The organism is Providencia sp. Me31A (genome assembly GCF_050487165.1).
Lineage (GTDB): Bacteria > Pseudomonadota > Gammaproteobacteria > Enterobacterales > Enterobacteriaceae > Providencia.
This window is the reverse complement of sequence record NZ_JBKQGZ010000054.1, coordinates 1-4,655: the sequence shown is the minus strand read 5'-3', so window position 1 is coordinate 4,655 and position 4,655 is coordinate 1. Positions and strand designations below refer to the sequence as shown.

The window sequence follows — 4,655 nt, the reverse complement described above, 5'->3', positions numbered from 1 at the left end:
TCACTACTTCCTTAAAACCATTCAAAGACACTAACTCAAATGCACCACTTGATTGACTCGGACTTAGCCCGGTCTCCGAAAGGATAAACAGGCAAATTGTGGTAGTAAAACGTACCGGAAAACGAAATTCCGGCTCTGCCTCCGAATCACGCTGCGGTATCGAAAGATTACAGTGCGTACCTGATAAGAGCACCAATCAACGGACTAGGGATTTCTTGGATTGCACCGTCGAAAGAAGCCCAACCTAACCAGACTTAGCTAGACTAAAGAGCTAAGAAGCCATGACCCAAGAGCTGATCATGGAGAAAAGTAAAGACAAGATGACGTTGTCGCTTCGCTCCGTTTTTGATTAATACCACATTGGGGCATTAGGCATTTTTTTCAAAAAATTAGTGGTTAAGGCTTTATTTAAAAAGCCTTAACCACTAATTTACTATTTACGCTTAGATGCTGCCGCAATACCAGCCTTTATCCCCTCTCTGTATGGCGTACTACCTAATGGAGTCAAAGGAGCTAACGGAATCAATGGCATTAATGCCATATTACCAGCTATAGATCTAAACCCTTCCCTAAAACCATCGGCAAAAGTGTTATGTGTATCATTAGCCATATACAACCTCCTTAATTAAAATAATAGATTATCCATTATGTTTGGTTTTTCTAACTAAAGTGAAATAATTTCCTTTGCAACATGGTGGAAATGGTTCATCTTCAACACAAGTAACTTCATTACCACACTTAGAGCATTTATAAATACCCGAAATTACAACTGGCTCACCTGATTTATGTGTATTACTCATTTCTTATCTCCATATATACAAAAAAAGAATAAACCGACACCTGGGCACCATTACCCATAATGTAAATGGGGTTATTTATGTAAATTTCAAGACTAGAATTCTTATATAAGTACGCTCAATCCCTTTTATGTTAAACGCTACAAGTCTCTCATGTGGCGTTTTATCGCTTCTTCGCTTTCAGTCATCCATGCATCTCGTTGCTCTTGGTCTTCTTGTTCCTTTTTCCAGTGTTCTATTTGCGCCTGACTAAACCGATTTTTCCTTTTTACCATTTGATTGAGCCTTTTCCATTTACGCATCTCAGTTTCGGGTTTTACTTTTTTTTTCGTTCTCATCCGATACCTCATCAAGAATTGAGTGCTTTTAAAGACTTTAACCGTATTTTTAGGTTTAAAAAAAGAAATGTTAAAAACACACCAGAAAGGCACAGAAACCGTTATAAACTTTCAGGATGGATTTGGGTGTTACGGGGTGTGTTTGATGCTTAAAATCGCGTTGAGGCGTTCTGATTGTGTCTGACGGGCAGTTTTGGGTTGTAAACTCGCCCGTTTAACATAATGGGTCTTACAGGAACCAGTTGAATATTTTTTAGCAAAAAGTAAATCGAAGAAAAAATGACCATGTAATATATATAATGACAATTAGTATATAGAACCACCTTAATTTTTTATTTCTTTCAAAAAAAAACAATAATATACATGGTGTTAATACTAAAATAGGTTCAGTTATATACCTACCGCCAAGGGGAAGCTGACAAAGATTATCTACATCACCATCACCAACCATCCATTCATAGTCAGATGTTGAAAGGATATTAATTAATAGCAATAAAAAGATAAAATACAGAAACTCGCCTATTTTTAGCGCTATTTTCATATCAAAGAATTCCTAAAAGCTTTCTGATTCTATCTCTATTCTCTAAAATTCTCCTACCATAGGATGTCCACTCTCTAATAGGTTCTCCTTTATTTGAGTAGTACGATTGAATAAAATCATCTAGTTTTCTAGCCGTCCCTCTATTATATCTAGAACCAGCAATAACAAGCTGAACATCAGTCAAATTTGAAGTATCTATATTTGGATAATCAAATTTAATTAAATCTCTAAGATGGATAGCAACCATTGGTAAATTAAAAGAATCCTTCATTAAACATTGTGATATATAGTAAATTTCACTATCAGATAATCGCTTAGGGTCTTTACCAAAGGTTTCAGCAACAATTCTGATCTGCATTGCTATTAAACCTATAGATGTCCTCTCTGGTCTTTCAGTTATGGTTAAATTATCATCAACCCAATCGTTACCACTATAATCCAACCATCTTATTTTCAGTACCACATCCGGTTTTACAAAGTCAGGCATCCCCCCGACTTCATTCCTAGCTACTCCAGCCAATAATTCTGGAGGTATATTGTATTCAGCAGAAATTTCTTTAATTCTATCTTTATGATAAATAATGTACCCATCTTTATACTTGGTTAAATAATCATTACCACCAAATGTTTTCCACCATACTGCATCAAGGGCATCCCATTTAGGGTAATCAGGGAAATTGTATTTTTCACAAAGGTTTTTAATTCCAATATCAGACACACTTCCCTCCCCTACTTATCGTATAGAATCTTCTTTAATACTATAACCAGATGTATTGGCCGCTATGTGCTGACATGTAATACTTTCATATCTAAAACTTACGGTCTCATATGGTTGCATGTCGTTATGATTCAATGAACTAGGGTGATTATTTGATATACTTATTATTGAAGCTTTGGTTAATTTTATTTTCTTATATAGAGAAAGGATTCCATGTGAATCAATTCTATAATAAAAGAATTCGCAATCTAATATTTCATTATTTGATATACTACTAAGTAGTAATGGTGTCGATTTATCATCAGGTTTTGTCATTACAAAAGGTGAATGAGATAGGTTTTGGTGACGGCTTATATCGTAATTTGTTGAGTAAACGAATATTTCATCTGTATGATTATCCTGGTACTTATTTCCTATTGAATTATAACTTGAACAACCCGCTGAAATCAGCCCTTGCCTACTTCCCGTTAGTTTTAAGTATATTTGATTAGACACTTTCATTCCTTTTCTAAATTGCAATTGATAAGATTAATACTTTAAACAACAATTTTATCAATCAGAAATTCACTGTTATAATCCCTTTTATGTTAAACGGGCGAGTTAGTTAGCGAAAACCGCCCGTTCACCCCCATTAAAGCCCCTCAAAACGATTTTAAGACACGATCACCCTATAAAACACCCAAATCTACGCTGAAAGTTTAGAACGGTTTTTCGAGCTTCTGAGTGCGTTTTTAACATCATACAAACTGACAAGTAAAACGATGCGAAATCGCTGAAAGTCACAAACTTGTTTTGTGGCAAGAAGCGATTTGACCAACCGAGTAAAACGAGGGCGGTAGGCTTTTTGTTTTTCTCCTGATGAGCGTCCAGCGAAGAAAGGGAAAAACAGGGGGAGCCGAAACGAAATGACACGCCCCAGCGATGGCAAGTGAACCCCAGTGAACGAGTTTCGTTTTGGGGGCAAAGCCCCCCGTCAAGCGAAGCGTCTGACCACCACATTTTTGAGCGACCAAATACAGGGCGAAAAAAGGGGGTGGTCAGACGAACGCAGTGAGTTTGACGGGCTTGGGTGAATGGCTTTTTTCGCAGGCGTCCAGCCGAAGAAAATAGCCAGAGGGCGGAGCCTTATGTCATTCATTTTCGTCCAGAAAATGAGTGACATTGATACTGAAAGTATCATAGATGTAGATTGGTAAAATGATGATTCCATCCGTTATTTTACCCATTATTCTATCCGTTATACCTAAATCGGATAAAATAACGGACAGAATAATGGATAGAATAACGGATAGATTAATGGGTAAGAAATGACACAACGTCATCTTGTGTCTATCTCTTATTCTGTATCTTATTCTCTGTATTATTCTGTGTATTAGAGAGAAATTAGATAGAATAAGATACGGAATAATACACAGGATAATAAACAAACATGACATTAACCTGCCTTTTCCTCGAGCTGTTTTAGCATCGAAACATCACCTAATAACCGTTGATTTTTACCAGTGAAAAAGATGATCGGGCTGACATTTGCATTATCAATACTTCGGCTTAACTGAATTCCCATCGTCTGATAATCATCATCGTTTGTGCAATGGTATAACGCTAAAACAAGCTGACATTGTTCGGGAGTTCCGCACTCTATTGCCCAGCGGATCAACTCCGAAAAGGTCAATCCGTTCGGTTTCCAGTGTTTTTTATGCCGTGACGCTAACGCCTTAAATTTTTCACGCCCTCGATTGTATTTTTCTGCCCCGATCACCGGATCTTCACAACGAACCCCTTGAACCGGTCGCTTATCAAATGACAATTCCCATAATTTTATTTCTTCGATGTATTCGTAATCTGCCGGTGATGCCAAACGAAATAATTGAGACATAGTGATCCCCTCCGATGATGTGTGAACGGAGATATTATAAGGCTTTCGGGAAATTCCGCTTCCTCGACGTGAAACAAGTTCACGCCTTGCGGCGAGCGTTGCGAATTGAAAACATGAGGGAAATTTTTTGTGATACTCCAGAAGGCACAGAGCCGAAATGATTGTGACATCACTTCGGCTCTGCTAATCTAAATCGGTGCATTAGTTGCTAACGATTCGACCTCAACAATCCAATCTTAGCAACGGGAAGCTAGCTTGTCACTACTTCCTTAAAACCATTCAAAGACACTAACTCAAATGCACCACTTGATTGACTCGGACTTAGCCCGGTCTCCGAAAGGATAAACAGGCAAATTGTGGTAGTAAAACGTACCGGAAAACGAAA

Annotated in this window: 7 protein-coding genes; all 7 read right to left on the bottom strand. The window is 37.6% G+C overall.

What is annotated here, in order from left to right:
• Window positions 1-433: 433 nt before the first annotated feature.
• Window positions 434-610, bottom strand: a complete 177-nt coding sequence (locus tag ACLPIE_RS22290) for a hypothetical protein (protein ID WP_162930252.1) — start codon at window positions 608-610, stop codon at window positions 434-436.
• 28 nt (window positions 611-638) lie between these two features.
• A complete protein-coding gene (locus ACLPIE_RS22285; RefSeq protein WP_430263819.1) occupies window positions 639-800 on the bottom strand; it encodes a zinc ribbon-containing protein in 162 nt (53 codons plus the stop codon).
• 137 nt (window positions 801-937) lie between these two features.
• Entirely contained in the window at window positions 938-1,135 is a 198-nt protein-coding gene (locus ACLPIE_RS22280) for a hypothetical protein (protein ID WP_430263818.1), read from the bottom strand.
• Between the two features lie 253 nt (window positions 1,136-1,388).
• Window positions 1,389-1,676, bottom strand: a complete 288-nt coding sequence (locus ACLPIE_RS22275; RefSeq protein ID WP_430263817.1) for a DUF2645 family protein — start codon at window positions 1,674-1,676, stop codon at window positions 1,389-1,391.
• 1 nt (window position 1,677) lies between these two features.
• Window positions 1,678-2,394 carry a hypothetical protein gene (locus ACLPIE_RS22270; protein WP_430263816.1) on the bottom strand — a complete coding sequence of 239 codons (717 nt, stop codon included), beginning with the start codon at window positions 2,392-2,394 and terminating at the stop codon, window positions 1,678-1,680.
• 15 nt (window positions 2,395-2,409) lie between these two features.
• Window positions 2,410-2,889, bottom strand: a complete 480-nt coding sequence (locus ACLPIE_RS22265; RefSeq protein WP_430263815.1) for an Hcp family type VI secretion system effector — start codon at window positions 2,887-2,889, stop codon at window positions 2,410-2,412.
• Window positions 2,890-3,829: 940 nt separating this feature from the next.
• Window positions 3,830-4,270, bottom strand: a complete 441-nt coding sequence (locus ACLPIE_RS22260) for a hypothetical protein (protein ID WP_096840924.1) — start codon at window positions 4,268-4,270, stop codon at window positions 3,830-3,832.
• Window positions 4,271-4,655 lie beyond the last annotated feature (385 nt).